This window comes from Streptomyces hygroscopicus subsp. hygroscopicus, assembly GCF_001553455.1.
GTDB classification, from domain to species: domain Bacteria; phylum Actinomycetota; class Actinomycetes; order Streptomycetales; family Streptomycetaceae; genus Streptomyces; species Streptomyces hygroscopicus.
Map to the genome: position 1 here is coordinate 1 of NZ_BBOX01000342.1, position 24,370 is coordinate 24,370.

Annotated in this window: 25 protein-coding genes; 18 read left to right on the forward strand and 7 right to left on the reverse strand. The window is 71.8% G+C overall.

What is annotated here, in order from left to right:
- Window positions 1-245: 245 nt before the first annotated feature.
- Together AXW62_RS30430 and AXW62_RS30435 are read left to right on the forward strand one after the other, a co-directional pair.
- Window positions 246-1,694 carry an alkaline phosphatase PhoX gene (locus tag AXW62_RS30430; RefSeq protein ID WP_060947344.1) on the forward strand — a complete coding sequence of 483 codons (1,449 nt, stop codon included), beginning with the start codon at window positions 246-248 and terminating at the stop codon, window positions 1,692-1,694.
- A 161-nt stretch (window positions 1,695-1,855) separates the two neighbouring features.
- Complete coding sequence (locus AXW62_RS30435) at window positions 1,856-2,962, forward strand: LLM class flavin-dependent oxidoreductase (RefSeq protein WP_060947364.1); 1,107 nt, start codon at window positions 1,856-1,858, stop codon at window positions 2,960-2,962.
- A 164-nt stretch (window positions 2,963-3,126) separates the two neighbouring features.
- Here the strand turns inward: AXW62_RS30435 and AXW62_RS30440 are convergent, their stop codons facing one another.
- From AXW62_RS30440 to AXW62_RS30455, 4 genes are all read right to left on the reverse strand, one after another.
- Window positions 3,127-3,540, reverse strand: a complete 414-nt coding sequence (locus AXW62_RS30440; protein WP_060947345.1) for a PIN domain-containing protein — start codon at window positions 3,538-3,540, stop codon at window positions 3,127-3,129.
- Window positions 3,522-3,812 (reverse strand): hypothetical protein, encoded by a 291-nt coding sequence (locus AXW62_RS30445; protein ID WP_063817688.1) that lies wholly within the window; start codon window positions 3,810-3,812, stop codon window positions 3,522-3,524. The genes AXW62_RS30440 and AXW62_RS30445 overlap by 19 nt, the downstream gene beginning before the upstream one ends.
- A gap of 70 nt (window positions 3,813-3,882) precedes the next feature.
- Complete coding sequence (locus AXW62_RS30450; RefSeq protein WP_060947365.1) at window positions 3,883-5,100, reverse strand: TerD family protein; 1,218 nt, start codon at window positions 5,098-5,100, stop codon at window positions 3,883-3,885.
- 71 nt (window positions 5,101-5,171) lie between these two features.
- Complete coding sequence (locus AXW62_RS30455) at window positions 5,172-6,131, reverse strand: DMT family transporter (RefSeq protein ID WP_060947347.1); 960 nt, start codon at window positions 6,129-6,131, stop codon at window positions 5,172-5,174.
- 119 nt (window positions 6,132-6,250) lie between these two features.
- Between AXW62_RS30455 and AXW62_RS30460 the strand changes: the two genes are divergently transcribed.
- Window positions 6,251-6,841, forward strand: a complete 591-nt coding sequence (locus AXW62_RS30460; RefSeq protein WP_060947348.1) for a TetR/AcrR family transcriptional regulator — start codon at window positions 6,251-6,253, stop codon at window positions 6,839-6,841.
- Here the strand turns inward: AXW62_RS30460 and AXW62_RS30465 are convergent.
- Window positions 6,809-7,255: an ATP-binding protein gene (locus AXW62_RS30465; RefSeq protein WP_060947349.1), complete on the reverse strand. Its 447-nt coding sequence runs from the start codon at window positions 7,253-7,255 to the stop codon at window positions 6,809-6,811. The genes AXW62_RS30460 and AXW62_RS30465 overlap by 33 nt on opposite strands.
- A 172-nt stretch (window positions 7,256-7,427) precedes the next feature.
- On the opposite strand from AXW62_RS30465, the gene AXW62_RS30470 reads away from it, so the two are divergent.
- The 5 genes from AXW62_RS30470 to AXW62_RS30490 all read left to right on the forward strand — a co-directional run bounded on the left by AXW62_RS30470 (window position 7,428) and on the right by AXW62_RS30490 (window position 11,142).
- Window positions 7,428-8,237 (forward strand): helix-turn-helix domain-containing protein, encoded by an 810-nt coding sequence (locus AXW62_RS30470; protein WP_060947350.1) that lies wholly within the window; start codon window positions 7,428-7,430, stop codon window positions 8,235-8,237.
- Window positions 8,234-8,500 carry a DUF397 domain-containing protein gene (locus tag AXW62_RS30475; protein WP_060947351.1) on the forward strand — a complete coding sequence of 89 codons (267 nt, stop codon included), beginning with the start codon at window positions 8,234-8,236 and terminating at the stop codon, window positions 8,498-8,500. Before AXW62_RS30470 ends, AXW62_RS30475 begins: the two co-directional genes overlap by 4 nt.
- A gap of 142 nt (window positions 8,501-8,642) precedes the next feature.
- On the forward strand, window positions 8,643-9,092 hold the full coding sequence (locus AXW62_RS30480) for a MarR family winged helix-turn-helix transcriptional regulator (protein ID WP_060947352.1): 450 nt from the start codon (window positions 8,643-8,645) through the stop codon (window positions 9,090-9,092).
- A gap of 95 nt (window positions 9,093-9,187) precedes the next feature.
- A complete protein-coding gene (locus tag AXW62_RS30485) occupies window positions 9,188-10,582 on the forward strand; it encodes an MFS transporter (RefSeq protein WP_079115881.1) in 1,395 nt (464 codons plus the stop codon).
- On the forward strand, window positions 10,579-11,142 hold the full coding sequence (locus AXW62_RS30490; protein ID WP_060947353.1) for a cysteine hydrolase family protein: 564 nt from the start codon (window positions 10,579-10,581) through the stop codon (window positions 11,140-11,142). Before AXW62_RS30485 ends, AXW62_RS30490 begins: the two co-directional genes overlap by 4 nt.
- Window positions 11,143-12,033: 891 nt before the next feature.
- Here the strand turns inward: AXW62_RS30490 and AXW62_RS30495 are convergent.
- Both AXW62_RS30495 and AXW62_RS30500 read right to left on the reverse strand, forming a co-directional pair.
- Window positions 12,034-12,855 (reverse strand): NAD-dependent epimerase/dehydratase family protein, encoded by an 822-nt coding sequence (locus tag AXW62_RS30495; protein ID WP_060947354.1) that lies wholly within the window; start codon window positions 12,853-12,855, stop codon window positions 12,034-12,036.
- Window positions 12,856-13,033: 178 nt separating this feature from the next.
- The gene (locus AXW62_RS30500) at window positions 13,034-13,813 is read right to left on the reverse strand and encodes a class I SAM-dependent methyltransferase (protein WP_060947355.1); all 780 of its coding nucleotides are present in this window, start codon (window positions 13,811-13,813) and stop codon (window positions 13,034-13,036) included.
- A gap of 224 nt (window positions 13,814-14,037) precedes the next feature.
- Between AXW62_RS30500 and AXW62_RS44940 the strand changes: the two genes are divergently transcribed.
- From AXW62_RS44940 to AXW62_RS30550, 10 genes are all read left to right on the forward strand, one after another.
- Window positions 14,038-14,349 (forward strand): hypothetical protein, encoded by a 312-nt coding sequence (locus AXW62_RS44940; protein ID WP_174556452.1) that lies wholly within the window; start codon window positions 14,038-14,040, stop codon window positions 14,347-14,349.
- A gap of 64 nt (window positions 14,350-14,413) precedes the next feature.
- Complete coding sequence (locus AXW62_RS30510) at window positions 14,414-15,355, forward strand: 5-dehydro-4-deoxyglucarate dehydratase (RefSeq protein ID WP_060947357.1); 942 nt, start codon at window positions 14,414-14,416, stop codon at window positions 15,353-15,355.
- Window positions 15,352-16,566: a hypothetical protein gene (locus AXW62_RS30515; protein WP_060947358.1), complete on the forward strand. Its 1,215-nt coding sequence runs from the start codon at window positions 15,352-15,354 to the stop codon at window positions 16,564-16,566. Before AXW62_RS30510 ends, AXW62_RS30515 begins: the two co-directional genes overlap by 4 nt.
- Window positions 16,567-16,868: 302 nt before the next feature.
- On the forward strand, window positions 16,869-17,507 hold the full coding sequence (locus AXW62_RS30520) for a GntR family transcriptional regulator (protein WP_060947359.1): 639 nt from the start codon (window positions 16,869-16,871) through the stop codon (window positions 17,505-17,507).
- Between the two features lie 79 nt (window positions 17,508-17,586).
- Window positions 17,587-18,489 carry a dihydrodipicolinate synthase family protein gene (locus AXW62_RS30525; RefSeq protein WP_060947360.1) on the forward strand — a complete coding sequence of 301 codons (903 nt, stop codon included), beginning with the start codon at window positions 17,587-17,589 and terminating at the stop codon, window positions 18,487-18,489.
- Window positions 18,486-20,225, forward strand: a complete 1,740-nt coding sequence (araD, locus tag AXW62_RS30530) for an L-arabinonate dehydratase (RefSeq protein ID WP_060947367.1) — start codon at window positions 18,486-18,488, stop codon at window positions 20,223-20,225. Before AXW62_RS30525 ends, araD begins: the two co-directional genes overlap by 4 nt.
- Before the next feature lie 155 nt (window positions 20,226-20,380).
- Window positions 20,381-21,307, forward strand: a complete 927-nt coding sequence (locus AXW62_RS30535; RefSeq protein ID WP_060947361.1) for a carbohydrate ABC transporter permease — start codon at window positions 20,381-20,383, stop codon at window positions 21,305-21,307.
- Window positions 21,304-22,191, forward strand: coding sequence for a carbohydrate ABC transporter permease (locus AXW62_RS30540; RefSeq protein WP_060947362.1), 888 nt, complete (start codon window positions 21,304-21,306; stop codon window positions 22,189-22,191). Before AXW62_RS30535 ends, AXW62_RS30540 begins: the two co-directional genes overlap by 4 nt.
- Window positions 22,192-22,447: 256 nt before the next feature.
- Window positions 22,448-23,662, forward strand: a complete 1,215-nt coding sequence (locus AXW62_RS30545; protein WP_060947363.1) for a Gfo/Idh/MocA family protein — start codon at window positions 22,448-22,450, stop codon at window positions 23,660-23,662.
- Window positions 23,659-24,370 (forward strand): DUF6807 family protein (locus AXW62_RS30550; RefSeq protein ID WP_060947368.1); only part of this gene is annotated, 712 nt, incomplete at its 3' end. The genes AXW62_RS30545 and AXW62_RS30550, both read left to right, overlap by 4 nt.

Consider the following 24,370-nt stretch of genomic DNA (forward strand, 5'->3'; position numbering starts at 1 on the left):
CGCCCGGCCGGGCGCGCGGCCGGGCCGGTCCGGGAGCTGACCCGGTTCTCCCGGGAGGCGCGGTGCGGGGCGTCCGCCGACCGCTGGCGTGGCCCTCGCCGCGCGGAGACGTGGTGCCCCGCGCCGCGTACACGGAGTCGGCGGCCATTCGTCCGTTGATGTCGCGCCCCGTTCAACTGGTGTTCGGCCGGAGACGGGAACGTATGGCCGCAGTCCGGAGGACCATCCTGCGTTCGGGAGAAGACATGTCGCTCAGCCGAAGAGACTTCGCGAAGCGTTCCGCGTACACCGGGGCCGGGGTCGCCCTGGTCGGAAGCGCCGGGGTGCTCGCCACCGCGCCCGGCGCGCTCGCAGCTGAGGCCACCGAGGCGGGTGCCGTGGGCCGTCCCGGTCACGGCGGACCGTCGCTCGGCTACGGTCCGCTGATCGCGGACCCCAAGGGCATCCTGGCCCTCCCCAAGGGCTTCAGCTACAAGATCATCACCCGCACCGGCGAGACGAAGCTGGAGTCCGGCGAGTCCACCCCGTCCAACCACGACGGGACCGCCACCTTCGAGGGCCCGCGCGGTGCGACGCTGCTGGTCAACAACCACGAGTTGGGCGGCCCCCGGAGCAAGTGGCCGCACCCGGTCCCGCTGGCCGACGGTCTGGTCTACGACCCGGCGGCCTCCGGCGGCTGCACCGTGGTCGAGGTATCCAAGCACGGCGACCACGTCACCGAGTGGGTCGGCATCGCGGGTACCGCCACCAACTGCGCCGGTGGCCGCACCCCCTGGGGCACCTGGCTGACCTGCGAGGAGACCGAGGACAAGGCCGGCCGGAACGGCATGACCAAGGACCACGGCTACGTCTTCGAGGTCGACCCCCACGACCGCAAGGCCAACCGCGACCCGAAGCCGATCAAGGCCCTGGGCCGGTACGCCCACGAGGCCGTCGTCGTGGACCCCAAGCGAGGCCACCTCTACCTCACCGAGGACGCCTCCGGACCGAACGGCCTCCTCTACCGGTGGGTTCCGCCGCAGGGCTTCGAGCACGGGCGCGGCAAGCTGCGCACGCTGGCCGACGACGCGGGGGTGCTGCAGGCGCCCAAGTGCTACGACTCCGGCGGCAGCTTCGTCGACGACCTCTCGCGCGCCACCAGGACGGGCACGGTCTACGGCGTGGACTGGGTACCGGTGCCGGACCGCGACGCGAAGTCCGTGTCGGTGCGCAAGCAGTTCGCCGACGGCCAGATCACCCGGGCGCGCAAGCTGGAGGGCATGTGGTGGGCGGACGGCGGTGCGTACATCGTGTCCTCGTTCGCCCGTGAGGAGAGCCCGGTCCAGCACGACGGCCAGGTCTGGTTCTACGACCCCAAGCGGCGCACCCTCACCCTCAAGGTGCTGCTCGGCGTCAACCCCGACCCGTCGAAGGACGGCGCCTTCGATGGCCCGGACAACATCACCGTCTCGCCGTACGGCGGTCTGGTCATCGCCGAGGACGGCGAGGGCATCCAGCACCTCTTCGGCGCCACCGAGGACGGCCGGACGTACCCGATCGCGCGCAACGAGCTGAACATCGGCACCGCCGAGGAGCCGGAGTTCAGCGAGTTCACCGGGGTGGTCTTCTCGCCCGACGGATCGACGCTGTTCGCCAACATCCAGGTGCCGGGCATCATGCTCGCGATCACCGGCCCCTGGCGTCGCCAGCGCTGACGCCGGGCGCCGGGGCGGGAGGGCCGTGGGTCCTCCCGGCTCCCGGCCCGGCCGGGCTCCCGGTCCTCCCGGCTCCCGGCCGGGCCGGGGGACCCACGGCCGGGGGACCTCCCCGCCGCGGCCGGGGAATCCTCCCGGTCGGGGCGCGCGTTGACGTGAAGGTGACCTCACGCCTGCGCACCACGCCCTTCTCCGTCCTGGACCGCTCCCGCACCCGTCAGGGCCGGGAGCGGTCGCAGGCGCTGCGCGACACCGTACGGTTCGCGCAAGCGGCCGAGGCCCTGGGCTACCACCGCTTCTGGGTCTCCGAGCACCACAGCGTGCCCGGCGTCGCCGGTTCGGCGCCCACGGTGCTGGCGTCCGCCGTCGCGGCGGCGACGGCCCGCATCCGGGTGGGCACGGGCGGGGTGATGCTGCCGAACCACCGCCCGCTGGTGGTCGCCGAGCAGTTCGGGGTGCTGGAATCCCTCTTCCCGGGCCGGATCGACATGGGCCTGGGCCGCTCCGTCGGCTTCACCGACGGCATCCGCCGCGCCCTGGGCGCCGAGAAGGACGCGGCCCGGGAGTTCGGCGCCCAGCTGGCCGAGCTGCTCGGCTGGTTCACCGGTGAGCAGGGCGCCTACCCCCAGGTCCACGCCCACCCGGCGGAGGGGCTGCGGCTGCCCGTCTTCGTCCTGGCGACGGGGGCGGGCGCCGATCTGGCGGCCGAGGCGGGGCTGTCTCTCGTCATCGGCGACCTGCGGGGCCGGGAGGAGATGCTGCGCGCGATCGACCGCTACCGCACGGGCTTCCGCCCCTCGGCGTGGTCCTCCGTCCCGTACGTCGTCGTCTCGGGCAATGTCGCGGTCGCGGAGACCACTCACGAGGCCCGCAGGCTGCTGCTCCCCGAGGCATGGGCGATGGCGTACTCCCGTACCCACGGCGTCTTCCCGCCGCTGGCCCCGGTGGCGGAGATCGAGGCCCGGGAGATGACCGGGAAGGAGCGCGGCTTCTACGAGCGGGGCCTGAGCGGCCAGTTGTACGGCACGGAGGACGAGGTCGCCGCCGCGCTGGAGGAGCTGATCGGGCGCAGCGGCGCCGACGAGGTGCTGGTCACGACGAGCAGCTACGACCGCGAGGCGCTGTTGGACTCCTACCGCCGCCTGGCCCGCGTGGCGGGCCTGTCCGGCGACTCCGGCCCCGGCCCGGGTTCCGTTTCAGCGCCAGCCGCTATGTCACCGCGTCAGCGCATGCTGAGCCGTGCGCATGAGCCCGGCATGCGCAGCTGACCGGTTGGCCGCGAAGAAGTGCCCGCGCCGCGTTGACTTCCGCTGGGCTCAGCATCCCGTGCTGGGCCTCGTACTGGGCGGTCAGCTCGGCGAGAAGGACTCGCTCGACCTGCCGCCGCACGGCTTGGTGGCAATCCGCGTCCGATGATCCGTACGGCCGCATGTCAGACGGCGACAAGCGTGATCCTCTCTCCACACAGCTTTGCCATGTCATCCGTGTCCGAGGTCAGCATGACGACGGGGCCCGGTTGGTGGAGCGCGGTGACGGCCACCATGGCGTCGATGGCGTATGTATGGCCGTGCAGGCCGGTGTCCCGCAGGAGCAGCGCGGCCTCCTTGGACCAGTCGACGCTGAGCGGCTCGACGCGCAGTTGCGACAGCACATCGTGCCAGCGGGCGCGCTTGATGCCGTTGTGCTGGGCTTCGATGAGGGTGGCTCCGCTGACTACTCGGTCGGCGCCGCGGTCCAGCGCGGAACGAACCATGTTCATCACGGCCCGGTCCTCTTCGAGGTAGAGCGACAGCCCTTGGCTGTCCAGCACCAAGCTGCCGCCCCCGGTCAGCCGGCCTCGCGCCAACGGGACTCCTTGCTTTCGGCCGTGGACCAGACGTCCGCGGCCGCTTGCCGCTCCTCGACCGTGAAGGGGCCGTGGTCCTTCTCGAACTCGGCGAGATTCTCGCGAGTGGCCTGGTTGCGCAGGTGCTCCTCGATGGCCGCTGCGACAAGGGCGGAGACGCCGCGGTTGCCCGCACGGTCCCGCAGCGCCCGCACCGTTCCCTCGGGGAGGGACACGCTGAGCGCCTTCGCAGGTCCCTCCCCGATCCCCGGCTCCACTGATTCCTCATGCATGCGACCAGTTTAGCAATCGGTTTAATAATCCGTTATCCGGAAACACCCGGCGCGGGGCGGGCGGGATGGTTCACAGGGCCTTGCCCGCGGGCTTGGCCATGCCGCGCACGGTGCGCGAGTCCACGTACTCGCCCATCGCCGTCATCTCCCACTCACCCGAGAACTGCTTGATCATCTTCGCCATCATCACGCCCGTGCGCGGCTCGGCGTGGGTGAGGTCGAAGCGGACCAGCTCCTCGCCGGTCTGCGCGTCGAGCAGGCGGCAGTACGCCTTGGCCACATCGGTGAACTTCTGGCCGGAGAAGGAGTTGACCGTGAAGACCAGACCGGTGACCTCGGGCGGCAGACCCCCGAGGTGGACGGTGATGGACTCGTCGTCGCCCCCGCCCTCACCCGTGAGGTTGTCGCCGGAGTGCTGGATGGCGCCGTTGAGGATGGCCAGCTTGCCGAAGAAGCAGGCGTCGATCTTCTTGCGGTCGACACCGAAGGCGATCACGGACGCGTCCAGATCGATGTCCTTGCCGCGGAAGGCGGGCTCCCAGCCCAGGCCCATCTTCACCGAGCTGAGCACCGGGCGGCCGCCCTTGACCAGGGAGACCGTCTGGTTCTTCTGCAGGCTCACCCGGCCCTTGTCCAGGTTGACCTTCCCGGTGCCCGGGGCCGGGGCGGCGGCGGGCGGCGCGGCCGGGGGAACGGGCGGCGGGGCGGTCGGCATGGGCGGCGGGGGCTGGAAACCGGCGGGCGGACCGCTCGGCGGGGGCGGCGACTGGGTGGCGTGGGCGGCCGGTGCGGAGGGCTCCTCGACCGTCACACCGAAGTCGGTGGCGATGCCCGCGAGCCCGTTGGCGTAGCCCTGCCCGACGGCGCGCACCTTCCAGGCCCCGTTGCGCCGGTAGACCTCCACGACCACCAGCGCGGTCTCGCTGCCCAGCCGGGGCGGGGTGAAGGTGGCGATCACGGCGCCGTCGTCGGCGCCGCGCACGGTGGCGGTCGGCTCGGTGCCCGCGAAGGTCGCCCCGGGGGCGTCCAGGCTCGCGGTCACCACGATCTTCTCGATGTCGGCGGGCACCGCGCCGGTGTCCACGGTGATGGTGTCGCCCGCGCCCGCCGTCCCGGCGCGGTGGGTCACCCCAGGTCCGGTGGGCTGGTTGTAGAAGACGAAGTCGTCGTCGGATCGCACCTTGCCGTTGGCGGTGAGCAGCAGGCCCGATACGTCGAGCCGCACCGGGGCGGTGACATCAACCGCCACGCGCGCAACGGGGAGCGGGAGGTTCGAGCCGGGTGTCATTGCGGTCATGCCCGGGGTAACGAACGTCCCCGCTTTACGGTTCCTTGACCTGTGTGCGCTCCGTCCACGAACTACTCGGCCGGCACCCGCGACACCGTCCCCTCACGGGCCGGATCCTCCGCGAGCCGTGCCGACCGGTCCGGGCGTCGCGCGGAGCGGCGCACGGGACGGCGCGCGGTGGCGGCCGTCACCCCGACCACGCACACCGCCATGCCCGCGAGCGCCGTCCACCCGGGCGCGTCCCCGAACATCGCGTACGCCCACACCAGCGTGGTCGGGGGCGTGAGGTAGATCAGCGCGCTGGTGCGGGTGACGCCGCTGCGGCGCAGGCTCAGCCAGTAGAAGCCGTAGCCGCCGACCGTGGAGAGCAGGAACGTCCAGGCCACCGCCGTCCAGAAGGTCCCGCTCGGCGGGGGCGCGGCATGGCCTCCGGCCAGCGCGACCCCGGTGAACAGCACGGCGCTGACCAGGCAGTGGAGCGGTACGGCGTCCATGGGGCCGAGCGGCGCCCGTGCCTTCCGCTCCAGGAAGCTCGCGGCCAGCAGCGCCGCCATCGCCGCGAAGGGCAGGCCGTACGCCCAGGCCGGGGCGGAGGCGGTGCCCGCCGACAGATCGCCTTGGACGACGAGCGCGACCCCGCCCAGGCCGATGGCCAGCCCCGCCCACTGGCGCGGGCTGACCGTCTCCCCGAGCAGCCGCCCGGCCAGCGCGCCCGCCGCGAGCGGCTGCAGCGCGGCGATCAGCGCGGTGGTGCCGGACGGGACGCCGAGCCCGACCGCCCAGACAACCCCACCGAGGTAGCCGCCCTGCGAGAGGACGCCGATCGCCGTCTGCTCGGCCACGGCGCGCAGGGGGAGCCTGCGGCGCCTCAGCAGCGCCCAGGCGCCGCCCAGCACCGCTGCCGCCGCGACGAAGCGCCACATCAGCAGGGTGTCGGCGGTGGCCTCCCGGGTGCCGAACTCGGCTCCGATGAAGCCGGAGCTCCACATCACGACGAGGCCGACGGAGGTGACGGCGGTGCTGAGGGGCATGGGCGTCCTCGTTCCGGTCGGATCGGGTACCGGGTATACCGGTCTGTTTAGTTCCTCGCCCACTAGACTAAACAGATCGGTATACCCGTCCGTCAACCCGGACCTGGAGGTGATCACCCGTGCAAGCGCGTACGGAAGCGCTCACGCCCGCCGCCCGCCGCGTCCTCGACGCCGCCGCCGAGCTGTTCTACGGGCGGGGGATCAACGCGGTCGGCGTGGATCTGATCGCCAAACGCGCCGGAGTCACGAAGAAGACGCTGTACGAGCGCTTCGGCTCCAAGGAAGCGCTGGTCGCCGCGTATCTGCGGGAGCGCGACGAGCGGTGGCGGGCCTGGCTCACCGCCGAGGTCGACAAGTCGCCCCCGGCGGCGCCCCCGGCGGACCGCGTCCTGGCCACCTTCGACGCCCTCGCCGCGTGGATGCGCCGCGAGAACCCGCGCGGCTGCGGATTCGTCAACGCGGCGGCCGAACTGCCGGACGCCGGCCATCCGGCCCGGCAGGTGATCGCCGACCAGAAGCGCTGGCTGCGGGGCTATCTGCGGCAACTGTGCGAGGACGCGGACGTGGCCGCCCCCGATGAGCTGGCGGACGAGCTGCTGCTGCTCCACGAGGGCGCCACGGTGCTGTACGGGCTGTCGGCGGTGGCCGACCCGGTCGGCATCTCACGTCGGATGGCCCTACGGGCGCTGGAACGGGCCGGAGCGGTCTGAGGGCTTGCTCCCGGTCGCGATCTCGGCCCATACGGTCTTCCCGGGTCCGCCGCCGGGCCGGGGCCCGACCGCCCAGCGCTCGGCGAGCCGCGACACGAGGTAGAGGCCGCGCCCCGTCTCGGCGTCGGGCGCGGCGGCGGTGGCGGTGGGCGCGGGCCGCCCCTCGGCGCGGGTGTCCGACACCTCGATCCGGATCGTCCCGGCCGGGTCGCCGCCCACGGGCGCGGTCAGCCGTACGTGGAAGTCCCGCCCCGGGACGCGGCCGTGCCGTACGGCGTTCGCCGCCAGCTCGCTCGTGATCAGGGTCGCGGTCGCGTTGGGGCCGGAATCGTACGGGTAGCCCCACGCGGCGAGTCGGTGCGCCACGAGCCGCCGGGCGAGGCGCGCACCGCGCGGTGTCGAGGTGAAACGCATGGCGAACTCGCCAGGCGCGGGGGTTGGTTGTCCCTGGGCTGTACCTCGTGAGGGGGCATTTTCGGTCGTCATGGGCACGAGCCTTGCGGCGCTGTGCCTAGCCTGACCAGCAAGCGCGCGTGTACGGACAGTGCCTGTACGTGCACGCCAAGTGTGATGGGAGGGATGCGACGTGGCGGGTACGGAACGGTCCCCGTTCCTCAGGGGCTTCGGCAGGCAGGTGAAGCTGTTCCGGGAACGGGCCGGACTCACCCAGGCGGAATTAGGGGCGCTCGTCGGGTACAGCGCGGACCAGGTGGCGTCGGTCGAATGCGGACGGCGGATTCCCAAGCCGGAGCTGGTCGACAAGGCCGATGAGGTGCTGGGTGCGGGTGGCGTGCTGGGGGCGATGAAGGAGGAGCTGGCGCACGCGCGGTATCCGGCGTTCTTCCGCGATGCGGCGCGGTTGGAGGCGGTGGCGGTTGAGGTCCAGGTGTACGACACGCATGTGGTGAACGGTCTCTTGCAGACGGAGGACTACGCGCGAGCGACGTTCACGATGCGCCGTCCGCACCTGGACGAAGAGGTCATTGAGCAGCGAGTTGCCGCACGCATGGAGCGCCAAGCGATTTTCGGTACGCGCCCTGCTCCCCTCCTGGGCTTCGTCATCGAGGAGTCTGTCCTACGGCGACCGTTCGGCGGGGTGCAGGTTCTCCGTGGACAGTTGGAGCAGCTGCTTCTCGTCGGAGAGAAGCGCAATGTGGAGATTCAGGTGATGCCCCTCAGCCGGGAGGACAACGCCGGTATAGACGGACCTTTCACGCTGATGACCCCCAGGGGGAGCGAACAGATCGCATATCTCGAAGGCCAGGGGCGCAGTACCTTGCTCACCGACCGGGAAGAAGTCCGCGCCATCGCCGCGCGGTATGGAATCATCCGGGCCCAGGCTCTCACGCCACGGGAGTCGTCCATCTTCATCGAGAAGTTGCTGGGGGAGCTATGAGCGAGAACATAGGCCAGTTGGTGTGGTTCAAGAGCAGCTACAGCGGCGGCGAGGGCGGCCAGTGTGTCGAGGTCGCCATGGATTGGCGTAAGAGCAGCTACAGCGGGGGTGAGGGCGGCGACTGCGTCGAGGTCGCCTCGTGCCGTCCCGACACCGTGCACGTCCGGGACAGCAAGAACAGCACCGGTCCGATCCTCACCTTCGCCGCCCACGAGTGGGCCGAGTTCGTAGGGTTCACCGCGAGCGCGAGCGCGAACGTCTGACTCACCGCGATCTTTGATGAGGGGCCGTCAGCCTGCTGACGGCCCCTCCGGCGTACGCCGGGCCGGAGCGCGCCGCATTAGACAGCCGAAACTGTTCAGTTGAAACTGGACAGCCTGGGCTGAAGGAATTACCGTGAGGGGCATGGCAGAGACCCCTCGCGGCATGTCCGCGTCCGCCGTGCGCGCCGCGCATGAGATCCGCGTGGTGATCGGCCGGCTGCGGCGGCGGTTCAAGGAGACGTACGACAACGAGCAGCTCACCCCCTCCCAGACGTCCGTGCTCAGCAGGCTCAGCAAGGAGGGCCCGGCCTCGGCCAGCGCTCTGGCGGCGGCCGAACGCGTACGGCCGCAGTCGATGGCGGCCACGCTCTCCGTACTGGACGAGCGCGGGCTGATCCGGCGGCGCCCCGACCCCGATGACGGGCGGCGGCAGCTGGTCTCGCTGACCGAAACCGGCGGCGCGTTCCTGGCCGACAAGCGGCGGGCGGGCGAGGAGTGGCTCGCCCGGTCCCTGGAAACCGGCTACACGGAAGCGGAACGGCAGACCATCCTCGAGGCGCTGGCCCTGCTGGACCGGCTCACCCGCGCGTGATCGCGCGGCTGGCGCGGCTCGCCCGGCTCGTGCGACGACGGGCCACGGCGGACGCGGACAAGGAGAGCGCCTTCGACCGGAGGCTACTGGCCCCGATGATGCTGGGTTCGGTGCTGAACCCGGTCAACTCCTCGATCATCTCGGTGTCGTTGGTGCCCATCGGCGCCGCGTTCGGGGCGCCGCCGTCGCAGACGGCCTGGCTGGTGTCCGCGCTCTATCTGGCCACCGCGATAGGCCAGCCGGTGGTGGGCCGGATGATCGACCTCTACGGACCGCGCCGTCTCTTCCTCATTGGGACGACGCTGACGGGGATCGCGGGGCTGATCGGGCTGCTGGCCCCGAACCTGGGCGTGCTGATCGTCTCCCGCGTGGTGCTCGGGTTCGGCACCTGTGCGGGCTATCCGGCCTCGATGTCCCTCATCCGCAGCGAGGCCCGGCGGACCGGCCGGGACAGCCCCGCCGGAATCCTCGCGGCGCTCGCGGTCGCCAGTCAGACCGTCGCCGTCGTCGGCCCGCCCCTGGGCGGGCTGCTGATCGGGCTCGGCGGCTGGCGCACCACGTTCGCCGTCAACATCCCCCTCGCGGCGGCCGGTCTGGTCCTCGGCGCCCGGCGGCTGCCCAAGGCGCCCCGGAAGGAGCGCGCCGAGCAGGGGGTCCGGCTGGACCTGCCCGGTATGGCGCTGTTCGCCGTCATGCTGGTCTCGCTGCTGCTGTTCCTGATGGAGCCCCGGGCCGACCGCTGGTACCTGCCGGTGCTGATGGCGCTGGCGGCGGCCGGATTCGCGGTGCGGGAGCTGCGGGCGGCCGAGCCGTTCATCGACCTGCGGGTGTTCGGTGGCAACGCGCCCCTGCTGCTCACCTACGGCCGTGCCCTCCTCACCTCCGTCGTCTCCTACGTCTTTCTGTACGGCTACACCCAGTGGCTCCAGGACGGCCGGGGGCTGACGGCGTCGCAGGCGGGGCTGGCCCAACTGCCGCTGTTCCTGACCGGTATCGCGGTGTCCTCCGTGACCGGCCGCCGCGCCGAGGTGCGCGGCAAGCTCCTGGTGGGCGGTGTGGCGCAGATCGCCACCTGCGTCCTGCTGCTCCTGCTCCAGCCGCACAGCGCGGTGTGGCTGCTGATCGCGGTCGCGCTCGTCTTCGGCGTACCGCAGGGGCTGAACAACCTCGCCCTGCAGAACGCGGTGTACCACCAGGCCGATCCGGAACGGACGGGTTCCTCGGCGGGGTTGCTCCGTACGTTCTTCTACCTCGGCGCGATGGTCGCCTCCAGCGCCAACGGCGCCTTCTTCGGCGCCCGCGCCGACACCGCCGGGCTGCACGGCCTGGCCTGGTTCATGCTCGCCGTCGCCGGTCTGTTCCTGGCGGTGACGGTCGTGGACCGCTCGCTGGGGCGGATCGGGCCCGACGGCGCCTCGCCCGATTCTTCGCCCGATTCCTCGTCCGACTCCTCTTCTCCGCACGAACCACAGCAGCGAAAGGCTTCATGAACGTGACCACGAACAACACCGCTCTGCTCGCGATGGACCTCCAAGCGGCCATGGTGAGCCACATCAAGGACGCCGATTACCTGCCGCGCGTGCGCCGCGCGATCGACGCCGCCCGTGCCGCCGGGATTCCGGTCCTGCACGTCGTGCTGGGCTTCCGGTCCGGTCGTTCCGACATCTGTGACCGCAACAAGGCGTTCAGCGGCCTGCCCGAGGGCGCGTTCGGCCCCGGGGACCCGAACGCGGCCGTCCACCCCGATGTCGCACCCCGGCCCGACGAGGCCGTGATCACCAAGAAGCGGTTCAGCGCGTTCGCCGGGAGCGACCTGGAGCTGGTGCTGCGGTCCGGCGGTATCTCCCACCTCGTCCTGGCCGGTATCGCGACCAGCGGCGTCGTCCTGTCCACGCTGCGCCAGGCCGCCGACCTGGACTACCGGCTCACCGTGCTGGCCGACGGCTGTGCCGACGCCGATGAGGAGGTCCACCGGGTGCTCACCGAGAAGGTGTTCCCCCGGCAGGCCGAGGTCACGACGGTGGAGGAGTGGGCCAAGACGGTGGGCTGAGTGTCCCGGCTGGACCGCTCGGCCTGTGCTGCTCCGGCTGAGTTGTTCGGGCTGAGCTGTCCGGGCTGGGCCGTTCGGGCTGGGCCGCTCGGGCTGTGCTGTTCGGGCTGAGCCGTGCGCGCTGTGCTGCTCGGGCTGTGCTGTTCGGGCTGAGCCGTTCGGGCTGGGCTGTCCGGGCTGAGCCGTGCGCGCTGGGGCTGTCCAGGCTGAGCCGTTCCCGCTGGGCCGTTCAGGCTGAGTTGTCGGGGCTCTGCTGTTCAGGCTGGGCCGTTCGGGATTGGGCGGCTCGGTCGGGTGCGGCGCCGTCTCGCGCCTTCGGCGCATGTGAGCAACGGGGCAGGGGGTGCCCGGCCCGGCCCTCGTCGCCGGGCGGCGGGCCGGTGGGGGCGGGTCCCGGTGGCGGCACCTGTGTTCCGGGGCGCGGGCTGACGCCGGACTGCCGGGGGTCAGGTACCCCTCCGGAAAACGTTTGACAAATTAGTTGCGTCATATCAAGCGTTTTTTGGAGGGGTACCCGGAGGGCCCACCGGGTCGCAGTCCGGATCGGATCTTGCCCCTCGCGCCGCTGAGCCGCCACGGCCCCGGCATCCAACCGGCCCGGCGGCCGGCGGCGGCGCCGCGCCCCCCACCCCCGGACCCATGCTCACCACCACCTCGCCTCGGTGAGCGGCGCCCCCACGCACAAGAGCCCGCCCGTACGGGCAAGACCCGCACGGGCCCGTACAGGCGAGACCGCACGGCAAGGCCCGTATAGGCGAGGCCCGGATAGGCGAGACCATACGGGCAAGGCCCGGATAGGCAAGGCCCCGCACGGGCAACGTGGCCCCGGCTCAGGCCCGCCCGTGCTCAGGCCCGCCCCGGCTCAGGCCCGGCCCCGACCCCGGCGCTGCCTCAGCGCGGCCAGATGGGCGGGTTGGTACAGAACGCGCCGCCGAGATACGCGTGGTCGGGGTTGTCCGGGTCCAGCTCCCCCTGCTCGGCGATCAGCTTCGCGGCGTACGGCTCGGAGTCGTCCCTCGGCTCGTACCCCAGGGCGCGGGCCGAGGAAAGGTCCCACCACAGGCGGGTGTTGGCCGAGCTGCCGTAGACCATGGTGTAGCCCACGTTCTCCGCCGTGAGGGCGGCGTGGAGCAGCCGGGCGCCGTCCGCCGGGCTCATCCAGATGGACAGCATGCGGACCGTCGTCGGCTCGGGGAAGCAGGAGCCGATGCGGATGGCGACCGTCTCGATGCCGTGCTTGTCCCAGTAGAGCGAGGCCAGGTCCTCGCCGAACGACTTCGACAGCCCGTAGAAGGTGTCGGGGCGGCGCGGGGTGTCGAGCGGGATGAGTGATGCGCCGGGCACGGGGGTCTCGGCCGGGCGCGGGGTGAAGCCCACGGCGTGGTTGCTGGAGGCGAAGACGACACGGCGGACGCCCGCCTCCCGGGCCGCCTCGTACAGGTTGTACGTGCCCTCGATATTGGCCCGCAGGATCTTCTCGAACGGGGCTTCCAGGGAGATGCCCGCGAGATGGATGATCGCGTCGACGTCCCGTACCGCTTCGCGCAGGGCGTCCCGGTCGGACAGGTCCGCGGTGATCGCGTCCGGCTCGCCCTCGATGGGGAGCTGGTCGAGCAGCCGCAGCTGGTATCCGTACGCCGGCAGCAGCTCGCGCATCAAGGTGCCCATGCCGCCGGCGGCGCCGGTGAGGAGGACGGTGCGGGGAGCGGGCATGGGCGGATCTCCTCCGTGACGATGCTGGTGTCGGGATGCTGTCGGGTGATGTGGTTTTTATCCGTGTATGTGGTTCAGATTCATGGACACCGTAAGGATCGGCGGATGGACCGTCAAGAGTGCGGCCCTCCTGCGGGTTCACTTGTTCACGGCCGTCTCGGCCGGCGTCGCGGCTGGGTCAGCCTGGCTTTACCGCCAGCGTCGCAAAATAGTGCGACATGTATGGGGCGGATGCGTTGGATTGGTGCGGTGCTTCTGCGAAGCCGGTGAGGACGAACCCCGCGGCGATCTGGTCGGCGAGGGTGTGACTATGTTCAAGAGGGGCATCCGCGCCGAACTTCGTGGCGCGTTCCTCGGCGGAGTACTGCGTGACATCGCTGTAGGGCAGCTTGTGTACGACGACCAGCTCGCCGCGCTCGTCGAGGGCCTCGTGGTCGAACAAGTACACATCAGGGTTGAGGAAGCCCGCGAGCAGAGTTCCGCCTGGTCGCAGGACGCGGAAGCACTCACGCCACACCGGCGCCACGTCGGGTACGAATACGTTCGAGACCGGGTGGAACACAACGTCGAATGCCGCGTTGCCGAAGGCGCTGAGGTCGCGCATGTCACCCAGGACGGTGCGCAGCTCAAGCCCGTCGCGCGCCGCCACCATCTGATCCTGGCCGAGCTGGCGGGGCGAGTTGTCGAACACGGTGACCCGCGCCCCCGCGGCGGCGAGGATCGGACCCTGCTGGCCGCCGCCGGAGGCCAGGCACAACACGTCCTTGCCGGTCAGGTCCGTCGGCAGCCAGGAGCGGTCGACTGGCTCACGCCCGATGAGAACAATCGACCAGTCGCCCATGCGGGCACGCTCGACATCCTCAGTGCTCACCGGCCTCGTCCACTCGTTGCCCTCCTGGACATACTTGTCCCAGGCTGCCCGATTGTGGGCACCGGGGTCGACGACCATGTCCTGCACGTTTAACTCCCTGCTATAGCCAAGCGGACACCAGCGGTACTGACAGTTCGATGCCGATAGGCAACATGACCACAGGTGCGGGCTCAACGAAATGAGCGGGCGTCAAAGGTGCCCATGGGCTCGCCGGGGGCTGGCGGTGCTGCGCCACGACCAGCGCGCCGCCGACCTGGCCGGCGGCAACGACATCTCCGCCCCCCGCCACGATCCGCCGCTGGTGCGACGAGGTGATCGCTTTGCTCGCGGCCAAGGCCCCGCGCTTGGACCGCGCCCTGAAGAAGATCGCCCGAGGCGGCGGCGAGGTCGTGCTGCTGGACGGCGCCCTGATCCGCACCCGCCGCCACACCGGCAAAACCAACCGCAAAACTACAGCGGCAAGCACAAGTCCCACACAACCGCCCACCAACAGCACGACAATCCACGATCCCTGCCACGCCAGGACCCTGACCAGCACGTTCAAGTTGGCGGCGGCTCCGTGGGCACCCTTGACCGGTTGGCGGCGGCTGCCTTACCGTGCATGTGTTCACGAATATAGATGACGATCAGAAACGTGCACAGTTCGTCGGTGGATGACGGCGCGGTGTACGCGACAGGGAGAAGCCCGTGACCTCGACTTCACTCGCCGAGCGCCTTGACGGTCTGCTGTTCTTCCCCGTGACCGCCTATGGTCCCGATGGTGCCGTGGACCTGGAGGTCTACCGCGCGCACGTCCGTGCCGGGATCGAGGCGGGGGCGGCGGCCGTCTTCGCGTGCTGCGGCACCGGGGAGTTCCACGCCCTGACGCCCGAGGAGTTCCACGACTGCGTCGCCGCCGCCGTGGAGGAGGCCGCCGGGCGGGTGCCGGTGGTCGCGGGCGCCGGATACGGCACCGCGCTGGCCATTCAGTACGCCAAGCGCGCCGAGCGGGCCGGGGCGGACGGGCTGCTCGCCATGCCGCCCTATCTGGTCGTGGCCGGTCAGGAGGGGCTGATCCGCCATTACAGCGCCCTCGCGGGCGCCACCGGCCTCGACATCATCGTCTACCAGCGGGACAACGCCGTCCTGAACCCGGAGTCCGTGGCCCGGCTCGCCAACGTGCCCGGTGTCATCGGCCTCAAGGACGGCGTCGGCGACCTCGACCTGATGCAGCGCGTCGTGAGCGCGGTGCGGGCGGAGGCCCCCGGTGAGGACTTCCTCTACTTCAACGGGCTGCCGACCGCCGAGCTGACCGGCCTCGCCTACCGCGGGATCGGTGTCACGCTCTACTCCTCCGCCGTCTTCTGCTTCGTCCCCGAGATCGCCCTCGCCTTCCATAAGGCGCTCCTGACGGGCGACGACGAGACCGTCAACAAGCTGCTCGACGGCTTCTACCGGCCGTTGGTCGAACTCCGCAACCAGGGCCGCGGTTACGCCGTGTCGCTGGTCAAGGCGGGGGTCCGGCTGCGCGGGCTGGAGGTGGGCGAGGTGCGGTCGCCGCTGAGCGAGCCCAGCCCCGCCCACGTCAAGGAGCTCGCCGAGCTGATCGAGCGCGGTCTGGCGCTGGTCGGCGACGGAGCGGCGCGGTGAGAGCCTCCGCCTTCGTCTACCCCTGGGACGTCGTCGGAGACCCGGACGCCGCGCGCCGCATCGCCGACCTCGGCGTCCAGCAGGTGACGCTGGCCTCCGCCTACCACTCCACCCGGGCCCTGACCCCGCGTCACCCGGACCACCGCATCGTCACCGCCCGGCACGCCGCCGTGCTCTATCCGCCGGACGCCGGGCGCTGGCAGGGCCGCGAGCTGCGCCCGTACCGGCAGTCGTGGGTGCCCGGCGACGACCCGTACGGCGAGGCGGCCGCCGCGCTGGCCGACGCCGGGCTGGAGGTCCACACCTGGGTGGTGCTCGCGCACAACTCCCGGCTGGGCGAGGAGCACCCGTCGATCGCGGTGCGCAACGCCTATGGCGACCGCTACCCGTGGGCGCCGTGCGTCGCCCGCCCCGAGGTGCGCGCCTATCTGGTGGACCTGGCCGCCGAGGCCGCCGTACGGCCCGGCGCCAAGGGCACCGAGCTGGAGTCCTGCGGCTGGTACGGGCTCGCCCATCTGCACGCCCACGACAAGATCGACGGCGCGCCGCTGGGCGGTGCCGGGCAGTACCTGATGTCGCTGTGCTTCTGCGACAGCTGCGGCGCGGGCTACGAGGGGCTCGGCGCCGACGCCGAGGAACTGCGCCGGGCGGTCGTGCGCGCCCTGCGCCCGGTGTGGGCGGGCGAGACGGCAGCGGGCGGCGGCGACCGCGCGGGGGAGTGGGCCGAGGCCGAGAAGCTCCTCGGCGCCGACCGCGCCGCCGTCTTCGCGGCCTGGCGCGACCGGGTCGCCAGCAGTCTGCGGGCCGAGGCCGTGGCGGCGGTAAGGGCGGCGGCGGAAACGGATTTCCGGGTTCTGCTGCACGCCGACCCGGCCCCGCACCGGTCCGGCGCCAACGTCGGCGTGGACCCGGCCGATGTGCTGGCGCAGGCGGACGGGGTCGTGCTGCCGTGCACGGGGGGCGAGGCGGCGCGCTCGGCGGTGCTGCCGCCCTTCGTCCCGCACCGGAGCGAACGGACCGTGCTCGCCGCCAACTTCACGGTGGTGACGGGGATGGGCGGCAGCCCGGCGACGCTGGCCCGGGACGCGGCCCACGCCGCGCGGCTCGGCGCGGACGAAATCCGCCTGTACCACGCGGGCCTGGCCTCGGACCAGGACCTCGCAGCCGTCCGCACCGCCCTCACCGAACTGAGCACGGGCCGGGCGGGCTGAGCCGGGTCCGGGCTGAGCCGGGTCCGGGCTGAGCCGGGGCGGGGCTGGGCTGCGTCGGGCTGGGCTGAGCCGGGCCCGGGCCGGGTACTGGGTGGGGCCGGGCCGGTCGTCGCTGATCCCACCCTCATCCGGGTCACACCAGCGGTGCCGGGGGCGAGTCGGCGGCGTGGGCGCGGGGGACCGGCCGGGGTGCGCGATTTTCGTCAGAAGCGTTGACGAACCCTTGAGGCCGCCCTAACTTCGTCGCGTCGTACTTCGTACGTCATATATGAGACGCGATATGTGAGATCTGAGAGCCGCTCATGGACATCGCCCCGAGCCCGATCCCCTCCCGCACCCAGTACGTGCTGGAGGCCGTCAAGCACGCGATCCTCACCGGACAGCTGCGCCCCGGGCAGCCGCTGGTGGAGGCCGAGTTGGCGGCGCAGTTCGGGGTGTCCAAGACGCCCGTGCGGGAGGCGCTCAAGACCCTCGCGGGGCGTGGGCTCGTGGTGATGAGCGAGTACAAGGGCGCCACCGTCAGGACCGTCGACACCGCGATGGCACACGCCGTCTACGATGTGCGGCTGCTCCTGGAGCCCGAGGCGCTGCGGCGGACCGTCACCGCACGGGCCGGTCTTGAGGCCGCCGGGGCCGCGCTGGAGCGGTCGGACGCGGCCGCCGATCCGGCCGACCGCTCGCTCGCCAACCGCGACTTCCACCGGGCGCTCTACCTGCCCTGCGGCAACCCCCTGCTCGCCGGGATGCTCGACGAGCTGCGCGACCAGGCCGCGCTGGTCTCCGCCGTCGCCTGGCAGGCGGTGCCCTCCTGGGAGCAGGAGGCCCGTGAGCACCGGGAGATCCTGGCCCGCGCGCTCGACGGCGACGCCGACGGGGCGGCCCGCGCGCTCCACGACCACATCGCCTCCTTCGTCCAGCGCGCCTTCCCGGACGGGGAGTAGCACCCGGCGGCCCCGGTCGCCGACCCCAGCACCATCCGAACAGCTCGTCCCGATGCCGCCATCGAGAGAAAGGGTTCGTATGGACTTCTCACCGCTGAGGACGGCGCTCGCGGATGTCGTGGCGATTCCGGTGACTCCGTACGACGCCGAGGGCGCCGTGGACCGCGCCGCCTACCGCGCCCTGCTCCGCCGGCTCCTCGACGGCGGGGTCAAGGCCGTCACCCCGAACGGCAACACCGGAGAGTTCTACGCCCTCACCCTCGAAGAGCGCCGGCTGGTCACCGAGCTGACCGTCGAGGAGGCCGCCGGCCGGGCCGCCGTCCTGGTCGGCGTCGGCCATGACGCGGCCACGGCGGTCCAGGCCGCCCGCCACGCCCGCTCGGCCGGGGCCGACATGGTCATGGTCCACCAGCCGGTGCATCCGTACGTCGCCCAGGACGGCTGGATCGACTACCACCGCACCATCGCCGAGTCCGTCCCCGAGCTGGGCGTGGTGCCGTATCTGCGCAATCCGCTCATCGAGGGCGCGGCCATCGCCCGGCTCGGCGAGGGCTGCCCCAATGTGGTCGGGGTCAAGTACGCGGTCCACGACGCCACCCGCTTCGCCGCCGTGGCGCGCGACGCCGGGCTGGACCGGTTCGTCTGGGTGGCCGGGCTCGCCGAGCTGTACGCGCCCTCCTACTGGGCGGTCGGCGCCACCGGCTTCACCTCGGGCCTGGTCAACGTGGCCCCCAACGTCTCGCTCAACATGCTGGGCGCGCTGCGCGCGGGGGACTACCCGGGCGCGATGAAGGTGTGGGAGCAGATCCGGCGGTTCGAGGATCTCAGGGCCGAGCGGCAGTCCGCCAACAACGTCACGGTCGTCAAGGAAGCGCTTGCCGCGATGGGCCTGTGCCGGCGCGACGTCCGCCCCCCGAGCAAGCCGCTGCCCGAGACCGGACGCGCGGAGGTCGCCGCGATCGTCGAGGGGTGGTCGGCATGAGCGCCCCGGAGAGGAGTCGCAAGCGTCCGGAGGAGCTGCGCAGCCACCAGTGGTACGGCACCGAGGGCCTGCGCTCGTTCAGCCACCGGGCCCGCACCCGCCAGCTCGGCTACCTCCCCGAGGAGCACCTGGGCAAGCCGGTCATCGCGATCCTCAACACCTGGAGCGACATCAACCCCTGCCATGTGCACCTGCGCGACCGCGCCCAGGCGGTCAAGCGCGGGGTCTGGCAGGCGGGCGGCTTCCCCCTGGAGTTCCCGGTCTCCACGCTCTCCGAGACCTTCCAGAAGCCCACCCCCATGCTCTACCGCAACCTCCTCGCCATGGAGACCGAGGAGCTGTGCCGCTCCTATCCGGTCGACGGCGTCGTGCTGCTGGGCGGCTGCGACAAGTCCACCCCGGCGCTCCTGATGGGCGCGGCCACCGTCGACCTGCCGACGGTCTTCGTCCCCGCCGGGCCGATGCTGCCGGGGCACTGGCGCGACGAGGTGCTGGGCTCGGGCACCGACATGTGGAAGTACTGGGACGACAAGCGGGCCGGGCTGATCGGCGAGTGCGAGTTGTCCGAGCTGGAGCGCGGGCTGGCCCGCTCGCCCGGCCACTGCATGACCATGGGCACCGCCTCCACGCTGACGGCCGCCGCCGAGGCGCTGGGCGTGACCGTGCCCGGCGCCTCGTCCATCCCGGCCGTGGACTCCGGGCACGACCGGATGGCCGCCGCCTCCGGGCTGCGCGTCGTCGAGCTGGTCCGGCAGGACCTCAGACTCTCGGAGATCCTCACCCGGGAGGCGTACGAGGACGCGGTCGCGACCGTGCTCGCCCTCGGCGGCTCCACCAACGCGGTGATCCACCTGATCGCCATGGCGGGCCGGTCCGGGGTGCGGCTCACCCTCGACGACTTCGACCGGATCGCCCGTACCGTCCCCGTGCTGGCCGATCTGCGGCCCGGCGGCCGGTATCTGATGGAGGACTTCCACTTCGCCGGCGGGCTCCCCGGCTTCCTCTCCCGGCTCACGGACATCCTGCACCTGGACCGCCCCACCGTCGCCCACCGCACGCTGCGCGAACAGCTGGACGGCGCCGGGGTGCACAACTCCGAGGTGATCCGGGAGCGTGACAACCCGCTGGCCGAGGAGGGCGGGGTGGCGGTGCTGCGCGGCAATCTGTGCCCCGACGGCGCGGTCATCAAGCACATCGCGGCCGAGCCCCGGCTGCTGAAGCACACCGGCCCCGCCGTGGTCTTCGACGACTACAAGACGATGCAGGCCACCATCAACGACCCCGGCCTCGGCATCACCGAGGACAGCGTGCTGGTGCTGCGCAACGCCGGTCCGCTCGGCGGTCCCGGAATGCCCGAGTACGGGATGCTGCCGATCCCCGAGCACCTGCTGAAGCGGGGGGTACGGGACATGGTGCGGATCTCCGACGCCCGGATGAGCGGCACCAGTTACGGGGCCTGTGTGCTGCACATCGCGCCCGAGTCGTATGTGGGCGGCCCGCTCGCCCTGGTCCGCGACGGCGATCCGGTCACCCTCGACGTCGCGGCGCGGGTGCTGCGGATGGAGGTGGACGACGCCGAACTGGAGCGGCGCCGGGCGCTGTGGTCGGCCCCGCCGCCCCGCTACGAGCGCGGTTACGGCGCGCTCTACCAGGAGCAGATGACCCAGGCCGACACCGGCTGCGACTTCCGCTTCCTGGCCCGCCCCGGGGCGGTTCCCGAACCCTACGCGGGCTGACGCACACCCGGCGCCGAACAGCGCGGCACCGACAGCACCTTGTGTGTCCGGGATGTCGAACGACATTCGGTAAGCGCTTCACCCGCCCGTCCCGTGTACGTCCCGAGCCCCGAGCCCCGTGTACGTCCCGAAACCCTGAGAACGGAGAAGCAGTCATGGCCGACGCCGTGGCGAAACCACCCCGGGTGACCCGGCGCCGTACCGGAGGACCGGCCCGCCGCCTCCCGTATCTGCTGATCGCCCCCGCCGGGCTGCTGATGCTGGGCTTCATCGCCTACCCGATGCTCAGCGTCCTGTACTACAGCCTGCGGAACGACAACGTCACCAAGCCCTGGCGGAACGGCTGGGCCGGCTTCGACAACTTCACCCGGATCCTCACCGACGATCCGCAGTTCTGGGACACCCTCGTCTTCAGCGGCAAATGGGTCGTCACCGAGGTGCTGTTACAGCTGCTGCTCGGCCTCGCGCTCGCCCTGCTGGTCAACCAGACCTTCCTCGGCCGCGGCCTCGCCCGCGCCCTGGTCTTCTCGCCCTGGGCCGTGTCCGGGGTGCTGACCACCACCATCTGGATGCTGCTGTACAACCCCTCGACGGGTATCAGCCGCTATCTCGCGGACGCCGGGATCGGCAGCTACGGCACCTCGGTGCTCTCCGACACCGGGACCGTCTTCTGGGCCGCCGTCGTCGCCGAACTCTGGCGCGGTGTCCCGTTCTTCGCGATCCTCGTCCTCGCCGACCTCCAGTCGATCCCCAAGGACCTGTACGAGGCGGCCTCGGTCGACGGCGCGGGCCGGGCGCGGCGGTTCTTCCACATCACCCTGCCGCATCTGAGGGACGCGATCGTCCTGTCCACCCTGCTGCGCGGGGTGTGGGAGTTCAACAACGTCGATCTGCTCTACACCCTCACCGGCGGCGGACCGGCCGGGCAGACCACCACCCTTCCGCTGTACGTCGCCAACACCGGGATCAACGGCCACGACTTCGGCTACGCCTCCGCGCTGACCACCGTCGCCTTCGTGATCCTCCTCTTCTGCTCGATCCTCTACCTGCGCCTGAGCAAGTTCGGAGGCGACACCAAGTGACCGCCGCACTCACCGAGAAGGGCACTCTGCCCGCCCCGCCGCCCGCCGTCCGCGGGAAGCGCCGGCGCGGACCGGACCGGGACGTACCGCGCTGGCAGATCTATCTGCCGCTGTGCCTGTACCTGCTGTTCACTCTCGTCCCGTTCTACTGGATGCTGCTGTTCGCGCTGCGGCCCGCGGGCTCGAACGCGCTGGTCCCCTGGCCGGTCACCGGTGAGCACTTCCATAAGGTCTGGAACGAGCGCAGCTTCGGGGGCTTCTTCCAGAACAGCATGATCGTCGGCGTCTCGTCGCTGGTGATGACGACGGCGGTCGCGCTGGCCGGCGGCTATGCCCTGGCCCGCTTCGACTTCGCGGTCAAAAAGGGCTTCATGCTGGCGCTGCTGACCTCGCAGTTCATCCCGGGCGCGCTGATGCTGGTGCCGCTCTTCGAGATCTTCAAGAACCTGCAGATGATCAACTCGCTGGGGTCCGTGGTCATCGCGGAGACGGTCTTCCAGCTGCCCCTGTCGATCATCCTCCTCAGCGGCTTCATCAAGAACGTGCCGGTGTCGCTGGAGGAGCAGGCGTGGGTCGACGGCTGCGGCCGCTTCCGGGCCTTCTGCGCGGTGCTGCTGCCGCTGCTGCGCCCCGGGCTGATCGCGGTCGGTTCCTTCGCCTTCGTGCACAGCTGGAACCACTTCCTGTTCGCGCTGATGTTCCTCAGCTCCCAGGACAGGCAGACCATCCCGGTCGGCCTCAACACCCTGATCGGCGCGGACAGCATCGACCTGGGCGCGCTGGCGGCGGGCGGGGTGATCGCGGCGGTGCCGGTGGTCATCGTCTTCGCCTTCATCCAGAAGTGGCTGATCACCGGCTTCAGCGCGGGGGCGGTCAAGGGCTGACCGGCCGGGTCGGGGGCGTGACCGGCCCGGTCGCCCGATGGCCCGGGTGAGGGGCCTGACGAACCCGGTCAGGAGCCTGGCGGCCTCCGGCCCGGGTCACCTGACGGCCTTCGGCCCGGTCGTCCGTCGGCCCCGGCTGGGTCGTCCGTCGGCCCCGGTGAGGGGCCTGGCGGCCCGGGGCAGGAGTTGACAGGTCGGCAGCCGGCGCACCCGGTCACTGGCACAACCGTTGGTGAACGAGCAAGGAGATCCAAGCATGGACATGACGCACTCCCGGGAACGAGGGGCGGCCCCGGCCGAGGAACCGATGCCCGTGGTCCTCGCGGGCGCCCGAGGGCACGGCCGCTGGCATCTGGACAACATCCGCCGGCTGACCGCCGAGGGAAAGGTCCGGCTCGCCGGGGTGTGCGACCTCAGGCCGCTCACCGCGGAGGAGCTGGGCGACGGGCTGGGCGAGCCCGAGCAGTCCGCCGACCTGGCCGGACTGGTGACCCGGACCGGCGCCCGGATCGCCGTCATCAGCACGCCCATCCACACCCACGCCGACCTCGCCCTCGCCGCCGCCGAGCGCGGTGCGCACGTTCTGCTGGAGAAACCGCCCACACCCTCGTACGCCGAGTTCACCCGGATGGTCGAAGGGCTGCGCGGCTACGGCGCCGCCTGCCAGATCGGCTTCCAGTCGCTCGGCTCCCACGCCCTCCCCGCCATCCGGAAACTGGTGTCCGACGGCCGCGTAGGGGCGGTACGCGGCATCGGCGCGGCCGGGGCGTGGGCCCGCGACGAGGACTACTACACCCGCGCCCCCTGGGCCGGACACCGCACCCTCGACGGCCGTGACGTCGTCGACGGCGTCCTCACCAACCCCCTGGCCCACGCCGTCGCCACCGCCCTGTGGCTCGGCGGCGCCGACCGGGCCGAGGACGTGACCGGTATCGAACTGGAGCTGTACCGGGCCAACGCCATCGAGGCCGACGACACCTCCTGCGTACGGATCCGCACCGCCGGTGGCACCGCCGTCGCCGCCGCCGTCACCCTGTGCGCGGAGGAGCCCGGTGAGCCGTACGTGACCGTCCACGGCGACCGGGGCCGGATCACCTTCTGGTACAAGCTGGACCGGGTCCGCGTCGAACGCGACGGAGCGCCGCCCGAGACCACCGACCACGCGCGCACCGACCTGCTGGACAACCTGGTCGCGCATCTGCGCCACGGCACCGAACTGCTCGTCCCACCGGACCGCACCGGCGCGTTCATGCGCGTCGTCGAGGCGGTCCGCACCGCCCCCGCACCGGTCCCGCTGCCCGCGGACGCCTGGCGCACCGAGCCCGGTGCGGGCGTCGCCCCGCGGGCCGCCAAGCGGCGTGTGGTGCCCGGCATCGACCGACTGGTCACCGCCGGCGCCGAACGCCTCGCCCTGTACTCGGAACTGCGCGCCCCCTGGGCCGCACCCCCCGCGGAGGTCCCGCACCCATGACACCTGTAAGCCCCCCGAACCCGCCGACACCCTCCCTCACCCGCCGTCCGCCGCACACCGTGCTGCGCCATGAGAACCGGGCCGTCGGGACGTATGTGCACCGCCCCCGGCTGCCCGGCACGTTCGCCCCCGGCCCATATCTGCACCCCGTGCGCACCCTCGGCGGCGTCACCGTCACCGGGCTGCGGCCCGCCGAGCACCCGGCGCGCCTGGGTGTGTCCATGGCCGTCCCCGAGGTGGCGGGACGGGACTTCCGGGGCGGCCCGGACCGGCTGGACCCCCGGGGGAGCCAGCGCCACCTCAGCTGGCTGCTGCGCGACCCCGACGGGTTCGTGGAGGAGCTGTCGTGGACGGCCGGCGGGCGGCACCTGCTGCTGGAGCGCCGGACGGTGGCCGTACGGGGCCTCGGCGCGGGGTGCTGGGCACTGGACTTCACCTCCGCCCTCACCAATGTGACCGGCCAGGAGATCGGCATCGGCGGGGCGGGCGGCGCGGGCGGCTTCTTCTGGACCGTCCCCGCGCGCCCGGAGCCCCCGCACGTCTTCAGCGCCGACGGCGAGGGCGGGGCGGCGGTGCACGGACGGCCCGCGGACTGGCTGGCGCTGGCCACCGACGACTGGACGCTGGTCTTCGCCGGCGCGACCGGCGACACCCGGGCCGACCCCTGGTGCGTGCGCACCGGGGAGCACGCGGGCGTCGGCTCGGCCC

What these genes read in the sequence shown, in the direction of transcription:
- AXW62_RS30455 (WP_060947347.1), bottom strand. Translation starts at nt 6,131, where the DNA reads ATGCCCCTCAGCACCGCCGTCACCTCCGTCGGCCTCGTCGTGATGTGG.
- AXW62_RS30445 (WP_063817688.1), bottom strand. Translation starts at nt 3,812, where the DNA reads ATGCATGAGGAATCAGTGGAGCCGGGGATCGGGGAGGGACCTGCGAAG.
- AXW62_RS30430 (WP_060947344.1), top strand. Translation starts at nt 246, where the DNA reads ATGTCGCTCAGCCGAAGAGACTTCGCGAAGCGTTCCGCGTACACCGGG.
- AXW62_RS30450 (WP_060947365.1), bottom strand. Translation starts at nt 5,100, where the DNA reads ATGACACCCGGCTCGAACCTCCCGCTCCCCGTTGCGCGCGTGGCGGTT.
- AXW62_RS30535 (WP_060947361.1), top strand. Translation starts at nt 20,381, where the DNA reads ATGGCCGACGCCGTGGCGAAACCACCCCGGGTGACCCGGCGCCGTACC.
- AXW62_RS30480 (WP_060947352.1), top strand. Translation starts at nt 8,643, where the DNA reads ATGGCAGAGACCCCTCGCGGCATGTCCGCGTCCGCCGTGCGCGCCGCG.
- AXW62_RS30520 (WP_060947359.1), top strand. Translation starts at nt 16,869, where the DNA reads ATGGACATCGCCCCGAGCCCGATCCCCTCCCGCACCCAGTACGTGCTG.
- AXW62_RS30490 (WP_060947353.1), top strand. Translation starts at nt 10,579, where the DNA reads ATGAACGTGACCACGAACAACACCGCTCTGCTCGCGATGGACCTCCAA.
- AXW62_RS30525 (WP_060947360.1), top strand. Translation starts at nt 17,587, where the DNA reads ATGGACTTCTCACCGCTGAGGACGGCGCTCGCGGATGTCGTGGCGATT.
- AXW62_RS30495 (WP_060947354.1), bottom strand. Translation starts at nt 12,855, where the DNA reads ATGCCCGCTCCCCGCACCGTCCTCCTCACCGGCGCCGCCGGCGGCATG.
- AXW62_RS30465 (WP_060947349.1), bottom strand. Translation starts at nt 7,255, where the DNA reads ATGCGTTTCACCTCGACACCGCGCGGTGCGCGCCTCGCCCGGCGGCTC.
- AXW62_RS30475 (WP_060947351.1), top strand. Translation starts at nt 8,234, where the DNA reads ATGAGCGAGAACATAGGCCAGTTGGTGTGGTTCAAGAGCAGCTACAGC.
- AXW62_RS30545 (WP_060947363.1), top strand. Translation starts at nt 22,448, where the DNA reads ATGGACATGACGCACTCCCGGGAACGAGGGGCGGCCCCGGCCGAGGAA.
- araD (WP_060947367.1), top strand. Translation starts at nt 18,486, where the DNA reads ATGAGCGCCCCGGAGAGGAGTCGCAAGCGTCCGGAGGAGCTGCGCAGC.
- AXW62_RS30485 (WP_079115881.1), top strand. Translation starts at nt 9,188, where the DNA reads ATGATGCTGGGTTCGGTGCTGAACCCGGTCAACTCCTCGATCATCTCG.